Raw genomic sequence first — 24,055 nt, forward strand, 5'->3', positions numbered from 1 at the left:
TTACAATGCATACTACAGAAGAATTACAACAAATTTTAGATACTGCAATACAAAATTTAAAGTTTCCGGATCACCCTAAACAGCTTTACGATCCGATTACTTATATCATTAATCTGGGTGGAAAACGGGTAAGACCTTTATTGGTTTTAATGGCTACCGAGTTGTTTGGTGAAGATGCTAATGAATCGATCCATGCCGCTATGGCCATTGAGATCTTCCATAATTTTACGCTGGTTCATGATGATATTATGGACAATGCGCCTCTTCGCAGAGGAAAAGCTACAGTACACGAAAAATGGAGTACCAATATTGCCATTTTAAGTGGCGATGTAATGATGGTAGAAGCCAATAAAAGCCTTGCAAAAGTTAACCCAGCCTTTCTCAGTCCTGTACTAAATGCCTTTAATGCAACGGCACAAGGCGTTTGCGAAGGTCAGCAGCTGGATATGGAGTTTGAAGGCCGTGATGATGTAAGTATTGAAGAATACATCAACATGATCAGGTTAAAAACGGCGGTGCTTTTGGGTGGTGCGCTAAAACTTGGAGCCATTATCGCGGGTGCTTCAGAAAAAGATGCTGACTTAATTTATCAGTTTGGCGAAAATATAGGCATTGCCTTTCAACTGCAGGATGATATTTTAGACGTCTATGCCGATCCTGAAAAATTCGGGAAACAGATTGGCGGTGATATTATTGCCAATAAAAAGACTTTCCTGCTATTGAAAGCACTATCGAAAACCAATTCATCAGCACTTCAGGGTTGGATTGATAATAAAAACCCAAATATTAAGGAAAAAGTTAAAGCAGTTACAGCAATATATAACGAACTTCAGATCCGAGAAGAAGCCGAAAAAGAGATGATGAAATATGCAGCGCTGGCTTTCCAAAATCTAAAAGATATTGAAGCCACAGCATCAAATAAAGAAGATCTTCATCAACTCGCAGAACAGCTATTGAAACGAAATAATTAAATCACAAACATAATTAACCTCTCATGCAAACCTTATCCATAAAAACACGATCATTATCCTACCGAATAGCTTTAAAATTAACTTTTCTTTCGGTCTTTTTGACCATTTTATTAGCTAATACTGGCTGTAAAGATTCGAGAGATCAGATGGCTAAATTTGTAAAAGACTATAACGATGGCGCCAGTTATCGCAATATTCAATCTGTAAGCCGTACTTCAGCAGAAGCAGATTACAAAAACAAAATCATCAAAATAAAGACAGTAACTACATTTTCGATCAGCGATCCGGAAAATAATTTCATTAAGCAGATTATGCCGAATATGATGATGGAGACTTTAAAAAATCAACCCTTATCAAGGCAGATGCTTGATGAAGGTGTTAAATTCGAAATCATCTATTACACCGATAATTTATCGGAAATCTCTTCTATCATAGTGGATAAAAAGAAGATGGATGAGTTAAACAGTGCTACAGCGGATGTACTCAACAACCAACCCAGTATTATTAATCCGAAGCCCCACGCTCCCACCAGCGAACTTGGAGCAATGCTGACCGCGCTGAATAAAAGTTTGCCATATACTGATCCATCATCTGGAATGACCATTTTCAGGGTCGATCAAAATAGAATTGGCGACCTCGTGTATCATGTTAGGGCTCCAAAAGACTTAGTTAATCCGCTAAAAACCGAAGCAGGTATATCATTAGTAAAAAGTGAAATATTAAGAAGTGGCAAATTATCAAAAATGCTAAACTCTTTTGTTCGCTTTAACATTACTGCGGTCAAATATATCTATTACGATCAAAAAGGAAACCAGCTGAACGAACTCCGTTTAACAACTGCCGATTTTAGATAATCAATATGGAAGATGAATACAAAGAAAGACCTGTTTGGAGAACGGTGCTTAGTATAGTTATAGCTATTTTTGCAGTAGTGCGTCTTGTTGCCACTTGCAACAAAATGGATTCGCGACAATCTAAGGCTACAGAACCTATTGAGTTTAAGATGTCGGAGCAGCAGTTTTCGGATCAGCGGCCATTGCCTCCTGCTCATGCACCTAAAGCCTGGAACAGTTTGCTTTATAAAAGATACAAATATCTCGACTCACTGGACCAAACTCGTTTAAGGGATTTTTATATTGTTAAAGTGGCAAAAGACTCTCTTGTTGCCCTGGATATAAAAAGCCAGCTTAAAATAGAAAAAGGTTGTTTTTTTCAGAACACACACGATGATTCCTTAAAATTCGCATTTAAAACCAAAAAAAATTTAAATGTCTTCGTGCATGATTTTGAAAGTAGTACAGCTGTCGACAAATCTTTTAAAAAGTTAAAGGCAGGGAGCGGAATTAAAAATTTCAAAGAATTTATAAAGTTAAGCCCAACAACTAAGCTGGTAACTTATAACATTGCAAAAGAAGGTATAAAGTTTAATGGTATTGCATATGTTTATGAACAAAACAACTATAAGATGTTTATTGAATTTGAAAGCAGCACATTACCACAAATGAAGTTAAACCATGAGGCCTTAACCTATGTTGCTTCTCACATTAAAGTGAGCAAATAAAAAATGTTGTTCTGTGAGCTTAGAACAACATTTTTTATTATTCTGATTAGGCTTTCACCAGCTTATATTTAATCCAAAAATCCGAGCTTTTAGAAGCTGATTCGCCACCCTCTGGTGGGCGTTGACCACCGCCTCCACCCATTCTTCCTCCACCACCCATACCACCACGGCCGCCACCGCCCATAGCTCCGCCTCTCATTCCACGGCTACCGCCTGATCTTCCTCTGCCGCCGCTTGCACCTTCAGGCTTACCTTCCCTTTTAAAGCCCGACTTATTCGGCTGATTGATTTTAATGTTGTATACCAATGGTTTTTTGAGGTCCAACCCCACCTGTAATTGCGCTAATGGAATACTCAGTTCATAAATAAGATCCCTATTCGGATGAATACTCATTCCGGTTTCAATGCCGTCCTGGTTCATTGCTTGCAGTTCACCATCAGCTATATTTTTAAAACCAGAAACACGGATACTTTTATTCATCACTACAGGATCATGTGTAGCTCCATCTGGTGATAAAGGCGCATGATCATGGTGTTCTTCTCCTTCTTTCGGCATTGGCGGCCTATCCATTAAAGGGAAAGTTAATTTCATTCCGTCTTTTTTCTTGCCTTCCGTATTAATATTTAAGGTAATTCCACCCTTCAGTACACTAAAAGTAGTTTGGGGATCCAACGATTCGATAATGATGTACAGGTTTTTGTCATCGTTGGCCAGGGCAAAGGCCAGCTTGGTGGCATCGTTGTATTGGTTAAGCGGTTCGTTCCATTCGTTCGATATGCCATCGGCCTTAAAAGGTTTCACCATGCGGATATTCTCTTCTACATCCTGTGCTTTAACGGAAAAGCTACCTAGCATAATAGAAAAAACAGATAAGCTGAGTATTTTAAAATTCATCGCAAATAATTAAATAATGATATACGAATGTATCGCGAGGAATTGTTAAATTTTGTTATTTAACAGGCTTTAACAATTGAGTCCGAAGTCGGTAGTCTGGAGTCCGAAGTCAACTAACCGATTTCCATCATATGTCATCCTGAGCGGAGTTGAAGGGAAATTATAGTGTTTGGCGTCAAGCGTTTGGCGGTTGGTGTTAGTTAACCCATCGCACAATATCTCGTCCTGAGCGGAGTTGAAGGGAAATTATAGCGTTTAGCGTCAAGCGCTTGGCGTTTAGCGCCAATTAACCGGTTCGACCAATGAACGAATGACTAATGAACCACACCAAAACAAAAAAAGTCCCGATTTTCATCAGGACTTTTCATTTATAAGTTCGTTACTAATTATTCTGCAGGTGCAGCTTCTTCAGTAGTTTCGTCTTTTTTAGCTGCTTTTTTAGCTGGAGCTTTTTTTGCCGGAGCAGCTTCTTCAGCTACAACTTCTTTCTTTGCAACCGCTTTTTTAGCCACTGGTGCTTTAGCTACTGCTGCTTCGATTTCAGCTTCAGTGATAGGAAGGATAGAAACATAAGATTTGTTATCTTGTTTCTTTCTGAAAATTACAGTACCATCAACTAAAGCAAATAAAGTGTGGTCTCTACCAATACCAACACCTTTATCAGGGTGGTGTTTTGTTCCACGTTGACGTACTAAAATGTTTCCAGCGATAGCTAATTGCCCACCGAAAATTTTAATACCTAAACGCTTACTATGCGATTCACGTCCGTTTTTCGAACTACCGGCTCCTTTTTTGTGTGCCATGATTTTATATTTTGTAACTCGCTAAAAAGCGAATTATTGGGTTAACAATTAATTATAGAGTGATGTCAGAGATCTGAATCTTAGTGAAAAACTGGCGGTGACCATTTTTCTTTTTGTAACCTTTTCTACGTTTTTTGTGGAAAATAATTACTTTATCACCTTTTAAATGAGATACGATCTTAGCTGAAACTTTAGCACCTTTAACTGCAGGAGCACCTACAGTAATTGCACCACCGTTGTCAACCAACAATACATTATCAAATTCAATACTAGCGCCTTCATCTCCTTGTAATCTGTGTACAAAAAGGTGCTGGTCTTTAGCAACTTTAAATTGCTGCCCTGCTATATTTACTATTGCGTACATTGTTTAAATATTAGTTTTTTAATTTTTATTTAACGAGGTGCAAATATAGAACAAATTCAATTAACACACAAATACATATCGAAAATATTTTTTACTTCAATCTTACCGGATCAGGATTGCGAGGATTTAAGGATTTCAAGATCTATTGAACAACTATTTTAATTGCATTTTTTTTAGAAAGTATGGCGGCATTTCATTTTCGGGCTTGCCAGGTGCAGAAGCCTTTGTTCTTAAACCTGACAGCAGCGACAGCCTCCGGTTTTTTCTATCGGAGCTATAGCGAATGGCAGGACTGAAGGCCACCAAAGGCTACCACCCGCTCATTTCCAAATCATAATTAAAAATTTGCGAGTATCCTGCACTTGTATAAAGATATGTATCGTTTTTTTTTGAAAAGCAATTTAGGCTATCCATCGGTTACTGCAGTCCTGCTGTTCATTACAAGTCCTCGTTACACTCCGGGCTTTTCATTACCATCAGGTTTAGTTCACAGAATTCAGTTTTTCAAGCCATCCTTTGCTATAATGCATCGCGTTACGAACCCACCAATAGAATGTCCTGTTCAAGCTCCGTCGACTCCGCTAAGGATGACATATCAATATTTTTTACTTCAATCATACCGGATCAGGATTGGGAGGATTTAAGGATTTCGAGATCGATTGAACAACTATTTTAATTGCATTTTTTAGAAAAGGATCGGCCATTTCATTTTCGGGCTTGCCAGGTGCAGAACCCTTCGTTCTTAAACCTGACAGCAGCGACAGCCTCAGATTTTTTCTATCGGAGCTATAGCGAATGGCAGGACTGAAGGCCGCCAAAGGCTACCACCCGTTCATTTCCAAATCATAACTAAAAATTTGCGAGTATCCTGCACTTGTATAAAGATACGTATCGTTTTTCTTGAAAAGCAATTTAGGCTATCCATCGGTTACCCCAGTCCTGCTGTTCATTACAAGTCCTCGTTACACTCCGGGCTTTTCATTACCATCAGGTTTAGTTCACAGAATTCAGTTTTTCAAGCCATCCTTTGCTATATGCATCGCATTACGAACCCACCAATAGAATGTCCTAATCAACTCAGTTACCCATTTCACATTTCCCATTTCACATTTCCCATTTTACATTTCCCATCTTACATTTCCCATCTTACATCTTCAATTTCATTTTCTCCCCCCTATCTTCTCTTCGTTAAAAAATGTTAAAGCGCTTTTCTTATTACGAATATTTCGTAGATTTACGAATATTAAATAGAAAACTTAAAAACAAAACTCATGAAACTAACCCTAACCATCTGTTTAGCAAGTGCCTTAACCCTTTCGGCAAAAGCCCAAAACCCTGATAAGGCCCTGGCAAGAGTAAGATATACTTTTACGCACATTGCAGATACAACGCAAAAAGACAAACCCCGTACGGAGAATATGTTGCTGGTAACCGGCAAAAATGCTTCTGTGTATACCAGTTATGATAAGCTGAACCAGGCCTTAAATACCCAAAAGCAGATACAGGAACAGATGAAAAACCAAACGGGTAACAGCAACATGAAAATTGAGATCAAAAGTGAAATGAAAGCTCCGCTAACACAGGTAGATTATTTCTTTTTTGCCAATGAGCATAAAATGATTACCAAAGAGCGCTTGTTTAACAATTACCTTGTTGAAGAAACTGCGCCACAAATCGATTGGAAAATTTTAAAAGATACCATGAGTTTTTCGGGTATAGCCTGCCAAAAAGCAACCACAAACTTTAAAGGCAGAAACTGGATAGCCTGGTTTGCTACAGAAATACCTTTTCAGAGCGGTCCGTGGAAATTAAATGGATTGCCAGGTTTGATTGTGGAAGCTTATGATGAGAAAAAAGAGGTAAAATTTACATTTGCTGGTCTTGAAAACGTAAAAGAAGATGCCAGCCAGGCAAACTCGGGTGAGGATGGCAAAATTGTAATGCCGAACAGTACAGGTGTAGTCAAAATGGTCGGAATAGATGTAAGCACCTCTTACCTTGGATCGGAGATTAAATTACCCGCAGATGCCATCAAAACCACCAGAAAAGAATTAGACAAACTTAAAGCGGCAAGAGATAAAGATCCACAAGGGTTTATGCAGGCCCAAATGGCCGCAAGCGGCATGCAAGGTTCGTTTAGGGCTAACCCTGCTCCACGTCCGGCCGGAGGCGCAATCATAAACAAAGCCGAGATCAACAACCCAATCGAAATTCCAGAGAAAAAATGAGAAACTATGCGATAATGCTGCTGTTTTTGCTCACTGCTTTTTCGGCTCTGGCTCAAAAACCGATCAAGGGTTTGGTTAAAGATCATAATGGTAAGGCAATTGAATCAGTTAATGTCAGTCTAAAAGATGCTGAAGGGAATATTATAAATTTTACCAGAACCAACCGTAACGGAGAATTTAATATTCCTTTAAAAAATGATCAGATTGCAGGTTATAAAATTGAAGCCTCAAGCATTGGTTATAAAAAACTGAGCACCGTTGTGACAGATGTAAACAAAAGTTATGACCTCGTTCTGCAACACAGTGAAACCACATTAGAAACCGTAACGGTAAAAAACCGGCCATCATTAACGGCAAATGGCGATACCTTAAATTACAGGCCATCTGATTTTGCCGACAAACAAGACCGGAGCATTAGCGATGTTTTGAAAAAAATGCCGGGAATAGAAGTTGCAGAAAATGGGAAGATCAGTTATAATGGAAAATCGATTTCTAACCTCTATGTAGATGGCGATAATCTTTTAGATGACAAGTATAACATCGGCACCAAAAGTATCCCACAAAGTGCTGTAGATAAGGTACAGGTTATCCAGAATGACCAGCCCATTAAAATGATGCGCAAAAACAACATGAGTGATGATGTTGCCTTGAACCTGGTGATTAAAGACGATGCTAAACTGAAGGTGATGGGCGATGCAACCGTTGGTGCCGGAATGCCCAGGCGCTTTGACGAAAACCTCACAGCTATGTTATTTAATAAAAAGCTGAAGTTCATCAATAACATTAAAGGCAATAACATTGGTAACGATCCGGGGATCGACCTTACCTCACACAATTTATCGGATTATTTAAAACGCCTCGACAATGATAAACCAGGCGGACTTTTATCTACAGGCGCTGCAGGCGTACCGTCCTTACCACAAAGCAGGTATCTTTTTAATCAAGCCGGATTGATTAATTTAAACAATTTATACAAGTTTAATCAGGACCTGCAACTAAGGGCAAACCTTTCCTATCTGTACGATCAGCGCGACCAGCAATACAATAAGTTTTCAGAAACCTATCTTTCTGGTCAAACCATTAGTTATTCAGAATCGCAGAACAATGTTATCAATCCGCAAAAACTCCGCACCCAATTTAACCTGAATGGAAATGCAGACAAATATTATCTGAATAACAACTTTGTATTGGATTATGCGCCTTACAAAAGCGCTTCTGGCTTTATCATTAATAATCTTGCAGCTAATCAGGTACTTCGTCAGGAAACCCTCGATATTTCTAATGAATTTAATTACCGTAAAAAATTAAAGTCGGAAGATGTAATTAACCTCTACTCTTATTTAAACCGGACAACGCAGCCTGAAACATTAAACATTACACCAGGCCTCAATGCCGATATCTTAAACAATGGAAACAGTTATCTGGGTTTAAGCCAGTACATTAAAATTCCAACCTGGTACACCAATAATTATGCATCGTTCGCCTTTGTGAAAAACAATTTCGTACAAACCTATAAGACAGGTTTTAATATACAGCAGCAACAGCTCAATTCAGAGCTTTACCGTATACAAAATAACCAGCAAACAGAACTTTCGGCTAATGCGGTAAATGATCTCGACTGGCTTAAAACAAAGCTCTACGCGGACGCGACCTATGAATTTACAAATGACAAATTAAAAGCAGGACTCAGCTTACCCTTAAGCTACAATCAAATTAACTACAGCGACGAAGTAAACCAACTGGATAAAAGCCTGCATAAATTATTTTTAAACCCTTCGCTTAATGTAAAGTATCAAACGAGCACTGAAAATTATGTGACGGCCAATTATGCCTTTCGGAACGACCTGGGCGGAATTGATGACGTTTATAGGGGTACCGTATTAAAAAATTACCGTTCGCTTTTCGCTAACAATGCACCGATTTCGGAATCGAAAACACATAACCTTGGAGCCGGATTTAACTTTAGAAAAGCGATGCAAATGTTATTCATCAATTTAACGGCCAACTACAGTGATGCAGAATTGAACACCATTTCTTCATACAGTTTAAGCAACAATATCCAGCAAAGGGTTGTGCTACCGTTAAGCAATCACATCCGTACGCTTTCATTTAGTGCAAATGCAAGCAAATATCTTTTCGATCTGAGAAGCACGGTGAGTGCAGGGTTAAGTTTTTCGCAGAGTAGATACGATCAATTACAGAATAACGAGCTATTTGCATTTAATGCACAAACTGTTTCTTATAAAGTAGGTATTGAAGCAAAACTTGCCAGCTTTATCAATTGGTCTTACCTTGCCAATTTCGCGGTAACCGATAACAAAGCCAAAGTTGCCAATGCGATAAAAACAAATTTTCAACAGCTTAGACAGCAATCTACCCTGGCCATTACCACGGTTAGAAATGTGTATTTAAATTTATCGGCGGAGCATTTATTCACACATCAGTCTACACAGCCGAACCTAAAATATCTTTTTGCAGATATGAATATTAAGTACAAATACCTCAAAATGAAAACGGACTTAGAATTTGGGATAACCAATCTGGCCAACATCAAAAGGTTTGATGCAATTTACCTTTCAGCAAATTCACTTACCACCGGAACATATTACATACCAGGCAGAGTGGCTATGCTTAAAGCTACTTTTAATTTTTAATAAATAGATTCGTCATTGCGAGGAGGAACGACAAAGCAATCTTTCATGCTAGTGATTCTTGCCATAAAGATTGCTTCCCCGAAAGGTCGGGACAGGCTGTCGGCTGAAAAGCCTGTCTCGCAATAACGGGCTTTCGCAGAAAGCTACGCTATTTGAAACCGATTATGGCTTCATACTAATCTGGATAGCCTGATTATTCCGGTCCACTTTGAGATCAGAAATCTTATTTAAATTCAGTTTATCAAGTTCCTCTTTTGAAATTTTATTACCATTTAAAAAATAGGTGGTAGTTTCATTCACTATAGTTCCACTGCCTGTTACATGTTGATTTCCATCCTTCCGATCTGATATTTTGGCTGTTGATTTTAAAAAATAAAACATACCAACACCACTTTTTGGGGGCATTGGCAAGGTCTCGAAATCACCGTCTTTTTTAGCTACAATCTTTATATTAACAATTTTATGGTCCGGATTTATCGTATCGGTAAAATTAAAATGCTGTACAAAGGTTTGGCCTTTAAAATCTCCATCTGTTTTAAAGCTCATCATTTTCACTTTATTACCCAGGCCCTTCAAAACATCTTCTACTGATTTTCGGGAGGAATCTGCACCATCGACTATACTTTTAAAAATAAAAGTCATTTTAGTGATTGTATCTGGTCTTTTCAATGTATCAATAAGTATGCTCTTTTTTGCTTTAGGCTTTAAAACCGTTTTCGGCTGTACACGAACGGCAGCAACTTTATCGGGCAAAACATCGTTGACTATTTTTGTTAAGGGTGCCAGGCTTTTCTTTACGTCCTTCTTATCGATGGTAAAAGCGAGTGTAATACAAAGCAATACAGGCAACACAAATAAATACCGGGTGAGGTTTACTTTTGAAGAACGTTTCGCATTCATCATCTTAATCCGTTTTCTAAGGTCAGACAGGTTAAAATTGTTCACGATAGCGACAGATGGCTGCAAGGTTCCTACATCTAATAAACTGTATTGGTAAGCTTTTTTATCAATCCCTTTCCTTAAAATTTTAGCGTCGGTAATAAATTCAATGTTTTCCCTTACGGCTTTTTTCATTAACCAAACCCCTGGATTAAACCAGTAGAAAACCACACAAATTTCAGCCAAAATGATATCAAAAGTGTGCCATTCTTCTACATGCACACGTTCGTGCTCGAGAATATTGCTTAAATCTTGTTTTTTATGTAAAAGCGGATTGATATAAATGGTTTGCCAAAAGCTAAACGGGCTTACCTCATCATTTAAAATCCGCACATGATAGTTGTTTAATTGCTCTGGCGAAGATTTTTTATGCATCCTATAAAGTGACATAAACTGCACCAGTAACCTCATGCCCATTACTATAACGCCAATATAAAAAAGAACAGTTAAACCTTGCCAAAATATCGAAACGGCATTTTGTTGCACCAATTGACTAACCTGCTGATTGAATTGCGGAACGAAGGCAGGTACAGCTTTCTGAGCGGCAAAAAACGCGGTCAGGTTAATAAAGGGATAGGCTGAAGAAAAAATGATCCCAAACAGCAGAAATACCCTGTTGATGGAATAGAAAGTTAGCCTGCGCAACACCAGGTAATAGGTTGCTGAAAACAAAATCAGCACCAAATTAATTTTCAATAGAATGATAAAGAAATGTGGCATGGCATTTACTTTTCAGGGTTCTCAATTAAATTTATAATCTCTTTAAGTTCCTCCGCACTGATTTTTTTATCCTTTGCAAAAAAAGCAACCAGTTCTTTATAAGAGCTCTGAAAATAATTATTCACAAAACCACTCATAAAGCGCTTTTTATATTCCACTTCCTTCACCTTGGCACTGTAGCGGTTCGCATTCGCAAAACGCTCGCTAACCAGATAGCCTTTCCGTTCTAAATTTTTGATGGTAGAGGCCAGTGTAGTGTATGGCGGTTTCGGATCTGGAAGTACATCCATAAAATCTTTGATAAACCCCTTACCTATCTGCCAAACGGCCAGCATCGCTTCTTCTTCCTGTAATGTTAACTTTTCCATTATTACGAATATATCGTAAATATACGAAAACATCCTAAAAGAAAAAGACTTTAACAAAACGCTAACATTTAGCACTTTATTAAAGTCTTTTCTGGTTCATTGTTGATTGATTAATCGTGCTTCGATAATCGACCCCAAACTGATTTACAGGCAATTTGGCTTCGGACCGCCGGACTCCCGACTTCGGACTAACCTTACCTACTTCCCGCTTCTTTTTTCCGCCTGTAATAAGGTTTCCTGAATAATTTTTCTCATTTGAACAGCTGCATCCAGTAATTTTGGATTGCCATCAAAGTCGCCATAAATGGTTACGTGTTTTGATTTCTTTTTATAATTGAAAGTAATATCATAGCGCGGTACTAACCTGGATTTGTCACTTTTTTTACCAATGGTATCTGGAAAATTCCAAAGGCCGATTTCATTTGCCTTTCTATGCATGTATAATACATCGTTGCTCTTTAAAAAGAACTTTTTGGTCACCACAGAGTCCTTATTGTTTACGTACTGATAAACACCAGTTTTTGAATCATATGTATTTTCTAAAGTATCTTTTAAGCCATAACTATATTGCATCGACACAAAATCATCCTTGCGGAAAGGTGCATTCTGAATAATCGGTTTGTAATAGATATAACAATAAATGATCATCGGAACGATAATGGTAATGGCTAAGAATATTTTTTTTCCTCTACTTGACACTTGATATTGAATTATTGAATGAATATTTAATTATTGAATGAGAGAATTGTTGAATGATTGAGTGATGGAATAAGGCAATTGGACTCAAGACTATTGACTCCGGACTCAGGACTCCTTAAGCTCCCCTTCCCACTTACTTACTACAGCTGTTGCGATGCTATTTCCTACCACATTTGTTGCAGAACGGCCCATATCCAATAATGGATCGATACCGATTAACAAGGCCAACCCTGCTTCCGGAATATTGAAACTTGCAATGGTACCTGCAATGACCACTAACGATGCTCTTGGCACACCTGCAATTCCTTTACTGGTTAACATCAGGATTAAAAGCATAGAAATTTGCTGTTCGAAACCCAGGTGTATACCATAAGCCTGTGCGATAAATAAAGAAGCGAAGGTCATGTACATCATCGATCCATCTAGATTGAAGGAATAACCCAATGGCAAAACGAAACTTACAATTTTATCTTTGCAGCCAAAACGTTCTAACAGCATCATTGTTTTTGGATATGCCGCTTCGCTACTTGCTGTACTGAAAGCCAAAAGTGCTGGCTCTTTCATATCGTTTACCAAGCGGAAAATACGTTTCTTCAATACTAAAAATCCTAAGAAAATTAAAACAGCCCAGAGTATGGCTAAACCCAGATAGAATTCACCAATAAATATAGCATAGGTATTTAGTACATTTAAGCCTTGTTTGGCCACGATGGCGGTCATTGCCCCAAAAACGGCCAATGGTGCAAAATTCATTACATAACCGGTCATTTTTAAGATTACGTGCGCAATGGCATCGAAAGCTTTGATCACAATCTGCCCTAAATCGCCGATGGCTGCAGTGGCTACCCCAAAAAATAGCGAGAATACCACAATCTGCAGAATTTCGTTGGTTGACATCGATTCGGCAATACTTTTTGGAAAAACGTGCGCAATAAAATCTTTCACACTCATTGCTGCTTTCTGGATCCCCGTATTTACCAGTTGATCTGGTAATGATAATTTCATGTGTCTTCCTGGTTCAAACAAATTAACCAGAACCATTCCCAAAACCAGCGACATCAGCGACATGGCCAGGAACCAGCCTAAGGTTTTACCCCCGATTCTGCCCACTGCTTTAATATCGCCTACTTTGGCTACCCCAACCACTAAGGTTGTAAATACCAATGGGGCAACAATCATCTTAATTAAGCGAAGAAAAATATCACTCAGCAGCGTAAAATATTCTAATTTTTTCTCCCTGATGTCTTCGTTCTCTTTTTTGATTTTGGCATTGGCTTTTCGTTCAGCTTTAAGTTGTGTATACCCAACACTGGTGGTATCGGTCGATTTGGCAATGCGAACCTCAATACTTTTTACTTTCGCATCGGCGGTAAGTATATTTTGGTTGTAAACATTTATTGAATTGACATTTAAAATATAGCCTAATGCAATACCCGCAATCAGCGCTAAGAAAATAAAAAGCGTGAGTTTGTTTTTCTTCATGAATATAAAAAGTTTGTGGCAACTTAATTTGGTAAAACTACGATATTTACGGCGTGTAACAAATTTTGATAACAGGTGACATTAAAAAATATATTATTTTTGATTTCCGCTGTAACAAAAAACACGCATCATCATCTAAAACGCAACTATAAACCCCTAAATGGAACAAAAAGACAAGTTATTTAAAGAGATCTTCGATTCAAATTCCAAAAAAATATTCCATTTATGTTATGGTTATACTGGCGATACCGACGCTGCAAATGATCTTCTACAGGAAACTTTTTTAAAGGTTTGGCAAAATCTGGACAAGTTCAGGAACAAATCTTTAATTTCTACGTGGATTTACAGAATTGCAGTAAATACCTGTTTAACCTATTTGCGATCAGAAAAAAGACAGGCAAAAGATGAATTAACAGATAACATTATAGAAAATAAGGTAGAAGAGTTTTCAGAGAAAAATGAACAGGTTGCCCTACTTTATAAATGTATATCGAAGCTCGAAGAAAATGACCGTTTGATCATTACGATGGTACTTGATGAGTTACCATACCACGAAATTGCCGATATATCAGGGATAAGCGAAGGCAATTTAAGGGTAAAAATTCACCGAATTAAACAAAAATTAACAGAACTATATAGCCAGTATGCAAGCGTTTGATCAAATACAGGAGTTGTGGCAAAAGCACGAGGTAGAAGTTAAAGTTTCTGCTGATGAGATGTTGCAACAAGCGAAGAAAGAAGTAAATGGATTAAAGCTAAAATCTGCTTTAAATATATTAGGAATGCTGGCATCCTTTATCGCTATTGCTGCATTATGGATTTTTATGCATTTCGAATCATGGACAACCCATGTTGGCATCAGTATTACCATCGTTGCTATTGGTGTATATACGCTTATCCTCTATCGCGACCACCGTTTGATTGCGAAAAATGATGCGACTGCCCATCCGCACGAATACCTGAATAACTTAAAAACCTATCAATTAAACCGCTTCAAACTTTACAATTCTCTATATTGGTTTTATGCCATTGCATTATCACTGGGAATTATATTTTATTTCATCGAAATTTTAACCTACTTGAGCATGCCTCAAAAAGTAGCGGCCATTGTGTTAACTTTTTCATGGATACTATTCTGCTCAACTATATTGCGCAAGGCTGTAATCAAACGCGAAAAGGAAAGAATTTCACTACTGATTGAGAAATTTGAGCGCATTAGCGGACAGATTTCTGTTGCAGAGTAATTTTAGGCACGGTTTTTTCATTGTAAAAACCAACACATGAAACCGTCATGATTTACCCATTAACAATGGAATAACTAAATCATGATCGCTTCACCACAGTTGAAACTAAAATTACACAGGTGAAAACACGATTGATTTTTTTATTATTTTTACTCGCATTGCCATGCACTTTTGCCTTTAAACAAGATTTTACCCAACCGGTTCAGCTGAATTGGGAAACACATTTTAAAGGTAAAGCTGATCTGCGCTCACCATTTTTTGCCTTAACCGCCATGACATGGAGATATAGTTATGAAAGTACTGTTTACCGTAACCGCGTGGCCATTAAGCTTAAAAATGATGTGAGTATCGATAAAACCAGATCGTGGGTGAAGTGGGATAAAATTAAAGATCCCGAAATCAGGGCCAGTCTTTTACACCACGAACAGGGTCATGCTGATATTCAATATATTTTGCTTTTAGAAGCCGAAAGGGTATTAAAAAACAGAAACTATTCAGTATCCAACTATAAAGCGCAAATATCTGAGCTGGCCAATCAGATCAGCGATTACTTTGATACCATGCAACGTAACTATGATGAAGAAACTGAGCATGGCAGCAATCATAAAATGCAGGCCCGATGGGATGACATTATCCAGGATAAGATTGAAGAATCGAGGACTGCTATGGCCGAATTACAAAAATAGTTTTGGAAAAAACACAATAAACCCCACAGCTACCGCCAGAAACGCAGCCACCAAAACTGCAGCCGCCGCCAGATCTTTAACCACTTTAATTTTGGGATGATAATCCGGAGAAACCACATCGGCTAGTTTTTCGATCGCAGCGTTTAAAATCTCAGCTACTATAACTGCTGAAATAACAGATAAAATAGCAATCCATTCTAAGTCGGAGATCTTTAAATAAAAAGATAAACCAATGGCTATTATTGCCGCAAACAGATGAACCCTGCCGTTATGGTCCTTAACGAAAAATAGTTTCAGGCCATTAAAGGCATATTTAAAGCTTTTAATGCGATCGATAATTGAAAACTTTTGGTTGCTCATTGTTTTTTAAATGCATGATAGATCCTGAATCAAGCTCAGGATGACGTCCTCCCAGGAATAACTCCTCGCCTTACGCCTTACGCCACACGCGCTACGTCTTATTTCACCTCACTTGTAGAAAAACTATTTCCACTTAATTTATACTGATAGGTTTTGGTAATGGTTTTAGTGCTATCGGCGCTATCTTTTACCGGGAAAGAGCGGAACAGGTCTCCGTTTTTAATAAAAAAATTATCGTTGCCGGTATAACCTTTCTTTTGACTGGTACTTAAAGAAGGGAAACTGATTTTATTGAAATTGCCACCCGAGTATTCAAAAACATTTAAATCCGAAACTGTTTTTTTGCTTAAAAGCTGAATGTACAATTCAGGATTTCCATCATTATCTAAATCCATATTCCAGGCATCGATCAAAATACCTTTGCGATCTACCGCAGCAGACCTATAATTATTGCGAACAGAATCAGACATGAGGATCTGATATCCGCCTATAGAGTCAACCCCTTTTCCCCAGCTCACAATTTCGAAGTTTAATCCGGGTTTCACTTCTATATCTTTATAAAAACGGAAGGGGTTTTTCTGCACTTTTGCCGTTTCTGTCTTAATTTCTTTCGGTTTTTCTTCTGTGCATGCAAAACAAAACAGCATCCCTGTAATTAACAAGAGATGCTGTAATGTATATTTTTGTAATTTCATTTATTTAGGACGTTTTGGTTGCCCCAAATTAAGTATTTTAGCCGTTTAAAGCAACATTTTTATTTCTTTGCCTCTGCTTTAACTTCAGGTGCTCCGTTATTTAAAACGGTTTCAGTAACTACACTTCTTCTACCGCTTGGTGCAATTACAATGGTTTTTAATACCCTTTTTTCGCCTTGTGGAACGATGATCTTAACCGGCGAGGTGTATAAAAATGCATTTTCTGATGGACGTGATAAATCAATCGAATAATAAATTTTAGCTCCGGTAATTGGTGCTTTTAAATCAATCGTAAATTCTCCTCCGGTTAAAGGTTTATCGCTCTGACCAATTGGTGTTGGTACCCAGAAATTCACATTCATCTTATCTAAGCGCGCTAAATGCGCTGGTAAACGTTGTTCAGAAAAATTCTTTAAATCTTTACGCTCAACCGGCGACCAGGCAATTTCTGATAAAGCCAGTAAACGTGGGAAAGCATGATTTTCTGCTTTTGCCGTAGTTTTGATATACTCAGACCACATATTGGCCTGTACGCCTTTAATGTATTTTCTTTCATCAGCAGTTAATACTTTCGGAATCGGATCGTAGGCATAAATCTTTTGATAAGGCGCGAATCCACCAATGGTTACCGGCTCATCAGGAGAATTAGATTGTTTATGGTCGATGTATAAACCCATTGAACCAGGTGTCATAATCACATCGTGTTTTTGTTGTGCAGCCGCTATTCCACCGTCTTCACCTCTCCAGCTCATTACGGTTGCATTTGGAGCCAAACCACCTTCTAAAATTTCATCCCAACCAATAATCGATCTTCCTTTTCCATTAACGTGTTTTTCAATAGTCTGAATGAAATAGCTCTGTAATTCGTGCTCATCTTTCAAACCTTTCTCTTTCATCAGGTTCTGGCAGAAAGGAGATTCTTTCCAATAGGTTTTAGGTGCCTCATCGCCACCGATATGAATGTATTTTGATGGGAAAATAGCAATAACCTCATCCAGGATATTATTCAACATGGTGAATGTGTTTGCAGATGGCACAAAAATATCATCAAAAACACCCCAGGTTTGCTGTACTTGTTTTCCTTTTCTGCTGCCCGCCCATGGCGTTTTATCGCTGATAAAAGTATCACGATCAGGGAAACAGCTTAATTCAGGATATGCTGCAATTGCGGCTGAAGCATGTCCAGGTAATTCAATCTCCGGTATAACGGTGATGTATTTGGCAGCAGCATATTGAACAATATCTTTGGCTTCTTCCTGCGTATAATAACCTTTAACCGGTGTAAGGTAATTGCCATTACCCGGATAATTACCGATAATAGAACCGTTACGTGAAGAACCAACTTCAATTAGTTTTGGATATTTTTTTATTTCCAGTCTCCAGCCCTGATCATCTGTTAAATGCCAGTGAAAAGTATTGATTTTATAATAAGCCAGCTGATCGATATACTTTTTGATAAAAGAAATCGGGAAGAAATGACGGCATACATCCAACATCGTTCCGCGGTAAGCAAAACGTGGATAATCGTTAATATTAACCGCAGGAATGGTAATTTTATCGGCAACTTTATCAGGCATCATTTGCATAGCCGACTGAACGGCATAAAACAGACCTGCGCCTTTTCCTGTTAAAACAATTTGTTTCGGTGTAACTTTAATGGTGTAACCTTCGGCTGGTAACTGATCTGCTCCAACAGATGTTAAAATAATAGCCTTTTGGTTAGGTTGAGTAATTTTAGCTTCTCTTAGGGCAAAACCTGCCTTGGTCACGATAAAAGCATTTAATAAATCAGACATCTTTGCGCCGTCGATGCTTTGATTTACTAAAACTGTGGTTTTATCTAATACGAAATTTCCGCTTGCCCTGGTAATGGCTACAGGCGCAGGTATGATACCCAGGTTAGGATCACTCTGCGCAAATGCACTCGTGCTGATTAATACTCCAATAAAAATCGATAATGCTTTGTTCATGTTGTGTTTTGGTTTTTATAGATTCATTTGATTATTTGAACCAAGATAGAGATTATGGAGACATTATAAATCCCACATTCTTGTTACAATAGGGATCAAACGTTTGATATCCGCGATTTTCATCATAAATCGATTTATTAATTACGGGCAGGTGCTTCATCATAAAATAGTCGTATTAACAATGGAGATAACGTTTATTTGAAAATCAGGTACAGCATTATTAGGAGACGGGAGTCCCGCTCCCGCTTCTGCCGATGGAAATATCGGCATCTCGCTTTGATCGGGTTTAAGTGGCACAACCATTGGTACTATTTTGGGTTGCAAAGTGCAAAAGAATTATTTCAGGCCACCTGCCATTCGACTTTAAATAGCAGCAGAAAACAATTATTTAAACCTGATTGAAGTGAAAAGCCCGCAGCGTAGCGAGGACTTGTAACGGAAAGCAGGACTAACAATAAAAAGAGTTACTGCAATTGCTTTCCAAAAAACATCAATCATAAGAAAGAGAAATCATCTCTTAGAATTTCTTCTGATAGATCTCTCCATTTCACTGTGTTCCAGTCGAGATGACGATTTTAATAAAAAAGAGACATCTGCTCTTAGAACTCCTACTCATAGATCTCTCCATTTCACTGCGTTCCAGTCGAGATGACGATTTTAATAAAAAAAGAGAAACCGTTACTGATTTCTCTTCTTCAAAATATTTTAAATTTATTTTTATGCTTCTACCGCGTGTTCTTTTGCGGCTAAGTATCTTTCTGCATCGAGGGCAGCCATACAACCAGAACCTGCAGCGGTTACCGCTTGTCTGTAATACATATCCTGAACGTCTCCGCAGGCAAAAACACCTTCGATATTGGTTAAAGTAGAACCAGGTTTAGTCGCTAAATAACCGGTTTCGTCCATATCCAACTGACCTTTAAAAATATCAGTATTCGGTTTGTGACCAATAGCCACGAAGAAACCTTCTACTGCGATATCTGATTCAACACCGGTTTTGTTATTTAAAACTTTAACAGCCGTTACATTTTTGCCGTTACCTAAAATCTCTTGTGTTTCGGTATTGTAATGCACCACAATGTTTGGTGTGGCCAATACACGGCTAACCATGGCTTTAGAAGCTCTGAATTCGTCTCTACGCACCAATAAGTGCACCGTTTTACAAAGTTTTGCTAAATAAGTTGCTTCTTCGGCTGCTGTATCTCCCGCACCTACAATGGCAACATCCTGTCCTTTAAAAAAGAAACCATCGCACACGGCACAGGCTGAAACACCAAAACCATTGTATTGTTGCTCGCTTGGTAAGCCCAACCATTTAGCAGTAGCCCCGGTAGCAATAATTACGGTATCGGCTGTAATGGTTTTAATTTCGTCAACCACTACTTTATGCGGCGTTGAAGAAAAATCTACAGAACTTACATAACCAAAACGGATATCGGTACCGAAACGCTCGGCCTGCTTGCGGAAATCTTCCATCATTTCTGGCCCCATAATTCCTTGTGGATAACCTGGAAAATTTTCTACATCTGTAGTCTGTGTAAGCTGTCCACCGGCTTGCATACCAGTATACATAATTGGTTTTAAATCAGCTCTGGCAGCATAAATTGCAGCCGTATAACCTGCAGGACCTGAACCTATAATTAAACACTGAACGTGCTCGTTTTCTTGTGACATTATATTGTGTGTTTGAAATTCATTAATCGTAGCGCAAATTTAATGCTTTAAATATTTGCTGACAAGTGCACATTGTCAACATAGTTTACTTATTAACATCATGGGATCAGCGGATAACGCCTGGGGTTTGGCGATTAAGTCCAAGTGCACATTCGTGATGTAATTAAGGGTAAGATGAAACATCTTACAGCACCAAAAATCACCGACCTTTATTCTCTCTAATCAACCGAACTACATTTCCGCCCATAATTTTCCTGATATCGCTTTCCGAATATCCGTTTCTTATGAGTTCTTCTGTAATTTTAGGATAATCTGCCACACTATTCATTTCCAGAGGAAAAGATTCGGCACCGTCAAAATCTGCACCCAGCCCCACATGGTCAATACCAATTAATTTTACAACGTGATTAATGTGTTTAACCAATAGCGATATGGGCGGACGTGTAGCATCGGCATCAACCTGATGGTTATAAATTAAGGTATCAATGGCATTGCTTCTGCCATATTTAGCCGTCAAAGTTTTAAGCTCGCTATCATATTTGGCAAAAAAAGCTTTTTGTTTGGTATTGAAAGCAGAATCTAAGAAACCACTGTAGAAATTAATACATACTACGCCCCCATTTTTGCCTACAGCTTTAATCTGATCATCTTTTAAATTTCGCGGAACCGGATTGATGGCATAAGCACAGCTATGGGAAACCATTACAGGCTTCGCTGATACTTTGATGGCATCATAAAATGTTCTTTCACCTACATGCGATAAATCGACCATTACCCCAAGTTTATTCAATCGCTTTACTACCTGTTTTCCAAAATTGTTTAAACCTGCCTGTTCAGGTTTTACCTTACCCGAGCTTTCTTCGGCGGCCGAACTCGACCAAGATGTACTGTTGTTCCAGGTTAAAGTAAGATAGGCCATTCCCCGCTTTGCCAGGCTATCGATGTAATCTAACCGGTTTTCGATCATATGTCCACCTTCCACCCCAATCATTGCGGCCAGTTTTTGTTTTTTAACAGCTTGTTCCAGATCTTGAGCCGTTGTAACCAGTTGGATCTTATCGGGATATCGTTTGATTAAACTATATAGCGAATCTATTTCCTGGTTAGCTACAGCATACCCACCCGTTTCATCACACCAAATGGAGAAAAACTGAACATCTAAACCGCCCTGCCTGGCCCTTACTAAATCGAAATTCCCCTTCGGCTGAAGCTTACCGATATCGATACCCGATTTAATCTGATTGAAGAGTATATCTCCATGGGTATCTACTACAATGGCATCTTGATGAATTTTGGAACTTTGGGCAAAAAGATTGATTTGTAAAACAATCAGACCAAGAAAAAGGCAAATACTTTTCATGTTTTAAATATAACATTAATTGTTTTTTACCACGAAGCAACAAAGGCACCATTATACTTCATTACCTTCACTACCTTATCCAGATAAGTAAATTGCGATTAAGCGGCGCTTGAAATTTAACTCAGCTGATTAATCCCTGCATTTAACAACCAATCTGCCTGAGATCTAGCTGAGCAGTTGATCATTGCTTTTAAGGCTATCTTTTGCTGTGCATTTTTGATTGAACGGCTAATCATACCGTGTTCAATTGCTTCATTTTCTTTCATATCCAATTTCTTAAATACTTCTACAATGCCCGCTCCACCAAACAATTGAAAGATAGGTTCGGATAAAGCAGATAAAACGGTTATTTCGTCCTTTCCAAATGTTGTGGCTATTCTTTGTTCTTCACTTGCCAAAGGATGATGTTCGACAAAAATGAGCTGTTTATCTGCCTGAACCGAGTTTAAATAATCAGCCAGGTAAACTTGTTCTTCTACCAGATGATTTGCCTTAAAGTAAGCTTCAAGTTTATTTTTGGTTTCCTGGAACCAGGCCATAAATAATATGTTGGAATTAGATTTTTTCAATTCAAGACAGGCTTGAAATTTTGCTTCTTCCGAAATCCAAATTTTATCAACAACCTTTAATTCTTTATTTTTTTTACCAAATAATCCAAATATCATAAGTGTATATTAAATTATTGATTAATATGTTAAACCCTAGGTTTGTATTATACCAACATTAAATTTCTTAGTAATCGGCGATTGATTAGCGGCCTCAATGCCCATCGAAATAACCTTTCTGGTTTCTAATGGATCGATAATACCATCTACCCAAAGCCTTGATGCTGCATAATAAGGTGTGGTTTGGCTATCGTACCTATCGGTAATTTCTTTTAACAGTTCGGCTTCTTTTTCTGGCGTAATTACCTCGCCTTTGGCTTTTAATGAGGCCTCCTGAATCTGGAGCAAAGTTTTTGCTGCCTGCGAACCGCCCATTACGGCAATTTTAGCAGTTGGCCAGGCATAAATCAACCTTGGATCGTAAGCCTTCCCGCACATTGCATAATTGCCAGCACCATAAGAATTCCCCAATACGATTGTAAATTTTGGCACCACAGAATTGGCAACAGCATTAACCATTTTAGCCCCATCTTTAATAATACCGCCATGTTCTGATCGGCTGCCCACCATAAAACCGGTAACATCCTGTAAAAAAACCAACGGGATTTTCTTCTGGTTACAGTTCATAATGAAACGGGTAGCTTTATCGGCGCTATCAGAATAAATTACACCACCAAACTGCATTTCGCCCTTTTTCGACTTCACTACTTTACGCTGGTTGGCCACAATACCTACTGCCCAGCCATCAATGCGACCTAAACCACAAACGATGCTTTGTCCGTAGCCTTTTTTATATTCTTCAAATTCAGATCCATCAACCAAACGGTTAATGATATCCATTATTTCGTAAGGTTTATCGCGGTTCTCCGGAAGAATACCGTATAACTCTTCTTCTTTTTCCTTAGGTTTAGCCGGTTTAATCCGGTCGAAGCCTGCATTTTGAGGAGCCCCCAGCATACTCATGATATTCCGGATGCTATCTAAACAGGCCTGATCATTGGGGTGTTTGTAATCGGTAACACCAGAGATTTCGCAATGTGTAGTGGCTCCGCCTAAAGTTTCATTATCCACTTCTTCACCTATGGCCGATTTTACCAGATAAGAACCTGCTAAAAATACCGACCCGGTTTTGTCCACAATCATTGCTTCATCGCTCATAATCGGCAAATAAGCTCCTCCCGCAACACAAGCGCCCATAATGGCCGAAATCTGCACAATCCCTTCCGACGACATGATGGCATTATTACGGAACATCCTCCCGAAATGCTCTTTATCTGGAAATATCTCATCCTGCATGGGCAGGTATACACCTGCACTATCTACCAGGTAAATTACCGGCAAGCGGTTTTCCATCGCAATTTCTTGCGCACGCAGGTTCTTTTTTGCGGTCATCGGAAACCAGGCGCCCGCTTTTACAGTGGCATCATTGGCCACAATCATACATTGCCTCCCGCTTACATAACCTATACCACACACCACTCCTGCCGAAGGGCATCCACCCTGCTCGGCATACATGCCATCAGCAGTAAAAGCCCCTACTTCTAAAAAGTTAGAATCTTTATCAATTAAATAAGCAATCCGCTCGCGGGCCAGCAGTTTGCCTTTTTCTTTTTGTTTTGCGGCGTTCTTTTCACCGCCACCCAAATATATTTTTTTGAGTCTGGTTTTCAGTTCGTAAACCAACTGTTTATTTACATCCTCGTTTTTGTTGAATTCGATATTCATGGTGGCAATTTAAATTTAATTTTAGAAAAACAGTATTGACCAAAACGGTTTC

22 protein-coding genes are annotated in these 24,055 nt (G+C 38.6%); 8 read left to right on the top strand and 14 right to left on the bottom strand.

Annotation, left to right across the window (positions count from 1 at the left end):
• Nucleotides 1-5 precede the first annotated feature (5 nt).
• The 3 genes from AC04QZ_RS04880 (at nt 6) to AC04QZ_RS04890 (ending at nt 2,532) form a co-directional block, all read left to right on the top strand.
• Complete coding sequence (locus AC04QZ_RS04880; RefSeq protein WP_478356813.1) at nt 6-971, top strand: polyprenyl synthetase family protein; 966 nt, start codon at nt 6-8, stop codon at nt 969-971.
• 98 nt (nt 972-1,069) lie between these two features.
• A complete protein-coding gene (locus AC04QZ_RS04885) occupies nt 1,070-1,825 on the top strand; it encodes a hypothetical protein (protein ID WP_478356814.1) in 756 nt (251 codons plus the stop codon).
• 5 nt (nt 1,826-1,830) lie between these two features.
• Nucleotides 1,831-2,532 carry a hypothetical protein gene (locus AC04QZ_RS04890; protein WP_478356815.1) on the top strand — a complete coding sequence of 234 codons (702 nt, stop codon included), beginning with the start codon at nt 1,831-1,833 and terminating at the stop codon, nt 2,530-2,532.
• Nucleotides 2,533-2,578: 46 nt separating this feature from the next.
• Here AC04QZ_RS04890 and AC04QZ_RS04895 read toward each other — a convergent pair whose 3' ends face one another.
• From AC04QZ_RS04895 to rplU, 3 genes are all read right to left on the bottom strand, one after another.
• A complete protein-coding gene (locus AC04QZ_RS04895; protein WP_478356816.1) occupies nt 2,579-3,427 on the bottom strand; it encodes a hypothetical protein in 849 nt (282 codons plus the stop codon).
• 386 nt (nt 3,428-3,813) lie between these two features.
• A complete protein-coding gene (rpmA, locus tag AC04QZ_RS04900; protein WP_086546634.1) occupies nt 3,814-4,230 on the bottom strand; it encodes a 50S ribosomal protein L27 in 417 nt (138 codons plus the stop codon).
• A 52-nt stretch (nt 4,231-4,282) separates the two neighbouring features.
• Nucleotides 4,283-4,594: a 50S ribosomal protein L21 gene (rplU, locus tag AC04QZ_RS04905; RefSeq protein WP_025146774.1), complete on the bottom strand. Its 312-nt coding sequence runs from the start codon at nt 4,592-4,594 to the stop codon at nt 4,283-4,285.
• A 1,271-nt stretch (nt 4,595-5,865) separates the two neighbouring features.
• Between rplU and AC04QZ_RS04910 the strand changes: the two genes are divergently transcribed.
• Nucleotides 5,866-6,822, top strand: a complete 957-nt coding sequence (locus AC04QZ_RS04910) for a GLPGLI family protein (protein ID WP_478356817.1) — start codon at nt 5,866-5,868, stop codon at nt 6,820-6,822.
• Nucleotides 6,819-9,476: a TonB-dependent receptor gene (locus AC04QZ_RS04915; protein ID WP_478356818.1), complete on the top strand. Its 2,658-nt coding sequence runs from the start codon at nt 6,819-6,821 to the stop codon at nt 9,474-9,476. Before AC04QZ_RS04910 ends, AC04QZ_RS04915 begins: the two co-directional genes overlap by 4 nt.
• Nucleotides 9,477-9,638: 162 nt before the next feature.
• On the opposite strand, the gene AC04QZ_RS04920 is transcribed toward AC04QZ_RS04915, so the two are convergent.
• From AC04QZ_RS04920 to AC04QZ_RS04935, 4 genes are all read right to left on the bottom strand, one after another.
• Complete coding sequence (locus AC04QZ_RS04920; RefSeq protein WP_478356819.1) at nt 9,639-11,135, bottom strand: M56 family metallopeptidase; 1,497 nt, start codon at nt 11,133-11,135, stop codon at nt 9,639-9,641.
• 5 nt (nt 11,136-11,140) lie between these two features.
• Nucleotides 11,141-11,503 carry a BlaI/MecI/CopY family transcriptional regulator gene (locus tag AC04QZ_RS04925; RefSeq protein WP_057935055.1) on the bottom strand — a complete coding sequence of 121 codons (363 nt, stop codon included), beginning with the start codon at nt 11,501-11,503 and terminating at the stop codon, nt 11,141-11,143.
• A gap of 198 nt (nt 11,504-11,701) precedes the next feature.
• Nucleotides 11,702-12,202, bottom strand: a complete 501-nt coding sequence (locus AC04QZ_RS04930) for a hypothetical protein (RefSeq protein ID WP_086546640.1) — start codon at nt 12,200-12,202, stop codon at nt 11,702-11,704.
• Nucleotides 12,203-12,307: 105 nt separating this feature from the next.
• Nucleotides 12,308-13,684, bottom strand: a complete 1,377-nt coding sequence (locus AC04QZ_RS04935; RefSeq protein ID WP_478356820.1) for a dicarboxylate/amino acid:cation symporter — start codon at nt 13,682-13,684, stop codon at nt 12,308-12,310.
• 160 nt (nt 13,685-13,844) lie between these two features.
• Here AC04QZ_RS04935 and AC04QZ_RS04940 point away from each other — a divergent pair, with 160 nt between their 5' ends.
• The 3 genes from AC04QZ_RS04940 (at nt 13,845) to AC04QZ_RS04950 (ending at nt 15,614) form a co-directional block, all read left to right on the top strand.
• Nucleotides 13,845-14,342, top strand: a complete 498-nt coding sequence (locus AC04QZ_RS04940) for an RNA polymerase sigma factor (protein WP_086546642.1) — start codon at nt 13,845-13,847, stop codon at nt 14,340-14,342.
• Nucleotides 14,329-14,928: a hypothetical protein gene (locus AC04QZ_RS04945; RefSeq protein ID WP_086546643.1), complete on the top strand. Its 600-nt coding sequence runs from the start codon at nt 14,329-14,331 to the stop codon at nt 14,926-14,928. The genes AC04QZ_RS04940 and AC04QZ_RS04945 overlap by 14 nt, the downstream gene beginning before the upstream one ends.
• Before the next feature lie 119 nt (nt 14,929-15,047).
• A complete protein-coding gene (locus AC04QZ_RS04950; protein WP_145954248.1) occupies nt 15,048-15,614 on the top strand; it encodes a DUF922 domain-containing protein in 567 nt (188 codons plus the stop codon).
• On the opposite strand, the gene AC04QZ_RS04955 is transcribed toward AC04QZ_RS04950, so the two are convergent.
• The 7 genes from AC04QZ_RS04955 to AC04QZ_RS04985 all read right to left on the bottom strand — a co-directional run bounded on the left by AC04QZ_RS04955 (nt 15,603) and on the right by AC04QZ_RS04985 (nt 24,003).
• Nucleotides 15,603-15,974, bottom strand: coding sequence for a diacylglycerol kinase family protein (locus AC04QZ_RS04955; RefSeq protein ID WP_086546645.1), 372 nt, complete (start codon nt 15,972-15,974; stop codon nt 15,603-15,605). The two genes, AC04QZ_RS04950 and AC04QZ_RS04955, sit on opposite strands and share 12 nt — an antisense overlap.
• A gap of 98 nt (nt 15,975-16,072) precedes the next feature.
• A complete protein-coding gene (locus tag AC04QZ_RS04960; protein WP_086546646.1) occupies nt 16,073-16,669 on the bottom strand; it encodes a hypothetical protein in 597 nt (198 codons plus the stop codon).
• A 59-nt stretch (nt 16,670-16,728) separates the two neighbouring features.
• Nucleotides 16,729-18,639 (bottom strand): beta-N-acetylhexosaminidase, encoded by a 1,911-nt coding sequence (locus AC04QZ_RS04965; RefSeq protein ID WP_086546647.1) that lies wholly within the window; start codon nt 18,637-18,639, stop codon nt 16,729-16,731.
• A 717-nt stretch (nt 18,640-19,356) separates the two neighbouring features.
• On the bottom strand, nt 19,357-20,313 hold the full coding sequence (gene trxB, locus AC04QZ_RS04970) for a thioredoxin-disulfide reductase (protein ID WP_086546648.1): 957 nt from the start codon (nt 20,311-20,313) through the stop codon (nt 19,357-19,359).
• Between the two features lie 199 nt (nt 20,314-20,512).
• Entirely contained in the window at nt 20,513-21,673 is a 1,161-nt protein-coding gene (locus AC04QZ_RS04975; protein ID WP_478356822.1) for a dipeptidase, read from the bottom strand.
• 116 nt (nt 21,674-21,789) lie between these two features.
• On the bottom strand, nt 21,790-22,338 hold the full coding sequence (locus AC04QZ_RS04980) for a hypothetical protein (protein ID WP_478356823.1): 549 nt from the start codon (nt 22,336-22,338) through the stop codon (nt 21,790-21,792).
• A gap of 36 nt (nt 22,339-22,374) precedes the next feature.
• A complete protein-coding gene (locus tag AC04QZ_RS04985) occupies nt 22,375-24,003 on the bottom strand; it encodes an acyl-CoA carboxylase subunit beta (protein WP_478356824.1) in 1,629 nt (542 codons plus the stop codon).
• Between the last annotated feature and the right edge of the window lie 52 nt (nt 24,004-24,055).

The sequence above is a fragment of the Pedobacter folensis genome, from assembly GCF_056490665.1.

Coding starts and splice junctions, on each gene's coding strand:
- AC04QZ_RS04935 (WP_478356820.1), bottom strand. CDS start 13,684: ATGAAGAAAAACAAACTCACGCTTTTTATTTTCTTAGCGCTGATTGCG.
- AC04QZ_RS04880 (WP_478356813.1), top strand. CDS start 6: ATGCATACTACAGAAGAATTACAACAAATTTTAGATACTGCAATACAA.
- AC04QZ_RS04895 (WP_478356816.1), bottom strand. CDS start 3,427: ATGAATTTTAAAATACTCAGCTTATCTGTTTTTTCTATTATGCTAGGT.
- AC04QZ_RS04955 (WP_086546645.1), bottom strand. CDS start 15,974: ATGAGCAACCAAAAGTTTTCAATTATCGATCGCATTAAAAGCTTTAAA.
- AC04QZ_RS04975 (WP_478356822.1), bottom strand. CDS start 21,673: ATGAAAAGTATTTGCCTTTTTCTTGGTCTGATTGTTTTACAAATCAAT.
- AC04QZ_RS04890 (WP_478356815.1), top strand. CDS start 1,831: ATGGAAGATGAATACAAAGAAAGACCTGTTTGGAGAACGGTGCTTAGT.
- AC04QZ_RS04940 (WP_086546642.1), top strand. CDS start 13,845: ATGGAACAAAAAGACAAGTTATTTAAAGAGATCTTCGATTCAAATTCC.
- AC04QZ_RS04910 (WP_478356817.1), top strand. CDS start 5,866: ATGAAACTAACCCTAACCATCTGTTTAGCAAGTGCCTTAACCCTTTCG.
- rplU (WP_025146774.1), bottom strand. CDS start 4,594: ATGTACGCAATAGTAAATATAGCAGGGCAGCAATTTAAAGTTGCTAAA.
- AC04QZ_RS04920 (WP_478356819.1), bottom strand. CDS start 11,135: ATGCCACATTTCTTTATCATTCTATTGAAAATTAATTTGGTGCTGATT.
- AC04QZ_RS04965 (WP_086546647.1), bottom strand. CDS start 18,639: ATGAACAAAGCATTATCGATTTTTATTGGAGTATTAATCAGCACGAGT.
- trxB (WP_086546648.1), bottom strand. CDS start 20,313: ATGTCACAAGAAAACGAGCACGTTCAGTGTTTAATTATAGGTTCAGGT.
- AC04QZ_RS04985 (WP_478356824.1), bottom strand. CDS start 24,003: ATGAATATCGAATTCAACAAAAACGAGGATGTAAATAAACAGTTGGTT.
- AC04QZ_RS04980 (WP_478356823.1), bottom strand. CDS start 22,338: ATGATATTTGGATTATTTGGTAAAAAAAATAAAGAATTAAAGGTTGTT.
- AC04QZ_RS04915 (WP_478356818.1), top strand. CDS start 6,819: ATGAGAAACTATGCGATAATGCTGCTGTTTTTGCTCACTGCTTTTTCG.
- rpmA (WP_086546634.1), bottom strand. CDS start 4,230: ATGGCACACAAAAAAGGAGCCGGTAGTTCGAAAAACGGACGTGAATCG.
- AC04QZ_RS04960 (WP_086546646.1), bottom strand. CDS start 16,669: ATGAAATTACAAAAATATACATTACAGCATCTCTTGTTAATTACAGGG.
- AC04QZ_RS04925 (WP_057935055.1), bottom strand. CDS start 11,503: ATGGAAAAGTTAACATTACAGGAAGAAGAAGCGATGCTGGCCGTTTGG.
- AC04QZ_RS04945 (WP_086546643.1), top strand. CDS start 14,329: ATGCAAGCGTTTGATCAAATACAGGAGTTGTGGCAAAAGCACGAGGTA.